Genomic DNA, 2,136 nt, shown 5'->3' with positions numbered 1-2,136 from the left:
GTGTGGGGTGGTGCGGGGCAGGGTGCGTATGCGGCGGCGAACGCGGCGTTGGACGGGTTGGTGGAGTTTCGCCGGGCGCAGGGGTTGGTGGGTGCGTCGATCGCGTGGGGTCCGTGGGCCGAGGGCGGCATGGCCGACGACGCCACCGTCCTGACCCGCATGGAACGCGGCGGCGTACGACCGCTCGACCCGGAAACGGCAGTCGGCGTCCTCGACTCCGCGTCGGGCTGTGTGACGGTCGTGGACATGGACTGGGAACGCTTCGTTCCCGGAGTGACCGCGCTGCGCGCGAACCGTCTGTGGGACGAGGTCGCCCCGCGCGGCACCACCACGGCCGAACCGGCCACGCGTGCGGGGGCGTTCACGGAGCGGCTCGCCGGCCTCGCGCCCGCCGCTCGCCGGACGACCTGCATGGAGACCGTACGGGTCCTGGCCGCGACAGTCCTCGGCTACGAGAACCCGGCAGCCGTAGAAGTGTCCACGGCGTTCCGGGACCTGGGACTCGACTCGCTGATGGCGGTCGAACTCCGCAACGCCCTGACCACGACCTCAGGCCTGAAACTTCCCTCGACCGTGGTGTTCGACTTCCCGTCCGTCGAGGCACTGACCGACGAACTGCTGACCCGGCTGTTCGGCGCGGACGAGGCGACGCCGGTGCCGGGAGCGGTGCCGGCGGTCCGGGTCACGGGTGACGATCCGGTGGTCGTGGTGGGCATGGGCTGCCGCTTCCCGGGCGGGGCGAACTCGCCGGAGGAACTGTGGCGGCTGCTCGCCGACGGTACCGACGCCATGGGCGCCTTCCCCGCCGACCGCGGCTGGGAGCAGATCGAAGGGCTTCTCACCGCGACCGGCTATGCCCGGGTGGGCGGGTTCGTCGAGGGTGTGGCGGATTTCGACGCCGGTCTGTTCGGGATATCGCCGCGCGAGGCCCTCGCCATGGACCCGCAGCAGCGTCTCCTCCTTGAGGTCGTCTGGGAGTCGTTGGAGCGGTCGGGAATTGCGCCGTTGTCGTTGCGCGGGCTGCCGGTGGGTGTCTTCGCCGGGACGAACGGGCAGGACTACCCGGCGGCGTTGGCGTTGGCGGGGGAGTCCGCCGACGGCTATGGCGGGACCGGTAGTTCGGGCAGTGTGCTGTCCGGCCGCATCTCGTATGCGCTGGGGCTCGAGGGTCCTGCCGTCACCGTCGACACCGCGTGCTCGTCCTCGCTGGTGGCCCTCCACCTCGCCGCGCAGGCGCTGCGGTCGGGCGAGTGCGATCTCGCGCTGGCCGGTGGTGTGACGGTGATGTCGACACCCGGAGCCTTCATCGAATTCGACGTCCAGGGCGGCTTGTCCGGGGACGGGCGGTGCAAGGCGTTCTCGGAGGACGCGGATGGTACGGGGTGGGGTGAGGGTGTCGGTGTCCTGGTTCTGGAGCGGTTGTCGGATGCCCGGCGTCATGGGCATCAGGTGTTGGCGGTGGTACGCGGCTCGGCCGTCAACCAGGATGGCGCCTCCAACGGTCTGACGGCTCCGAACGGTCCTTCGCAGCAGCGTGTCATCCGGCAGGCGTTGGCCAGTGCGGGGCTGGCGGTGGCGGATGTGGATGCGGTGGAGGCGCACGGTACGGGCACCAAGCTGGGTGACCCGATCGAGGCGCAGGCACTCCTTGCGACGTATGGCCAGGACCGGCCCGCCGACCGGCCACTGTGGCTGGGCTCGGTGAAGTCCAACATCGGGCACACGCAGGCTGCCGCCGGTGTCGCGGGTGTCATGAAGATGATCCTGGCGCTGCGGCATGCGTCTCTGCCGAAGACACTGCATGCCGGTACCCCGTCCTCGCATGTGGACTGGGTGGATGGCTCCGTGGAGTTGCTGGCGCAGGCGCGGGAGTGGGTGCCCGGTGAGCGGCCTCGGCGTGCGGGTGTGTCCGCGTTCGGGGTCAGTGGGACGAACGCGCACGTCATCATCGAGGAGGCGCCGGCGGCTGAGGAAGCCGTGGTTGTTGTTCCGGCGGCAGGGTTGCCGGTGGTGCCGTGGGTGGTGTCGGCGAAGACGGCCGAGGGTGTGGCGGCGCAGGCCCGGCGGCTGGCCGCCGGGGTGGACGGTCTGGACGCGGCGGATGTGGGGTTTTCGCTGGCGACGACGCGGGCCGCG

At 71.0% G+C, this 2,136-nt stretch carries 1 protein-coding gene; it reads left to right on the top strand.

Translation table 11 applies throughout. The features are described 5' to 3' along the window. On the top strand, positions 1-2,136 hold a 2,136-nt coding region (locus ABD366_RS26015), incomplete at both ends, for a type I polyketide synthase (protein WP_344442562.1).

Source organism: Streptomyces kunmingensis, from assembly GCF_039533535.1.
GTDB classification, from domain to species: Bacteria; Actinomycetota; Actinomycetes; order Streptomycetales; family Streptomycetaceae; genus Streptomyces; species Streptomyces kunmingensis.
Note: the sequence above shows the minus strand (reverse complement) of the source record. Positions and strands in the feature narration are given on the sequence as shown.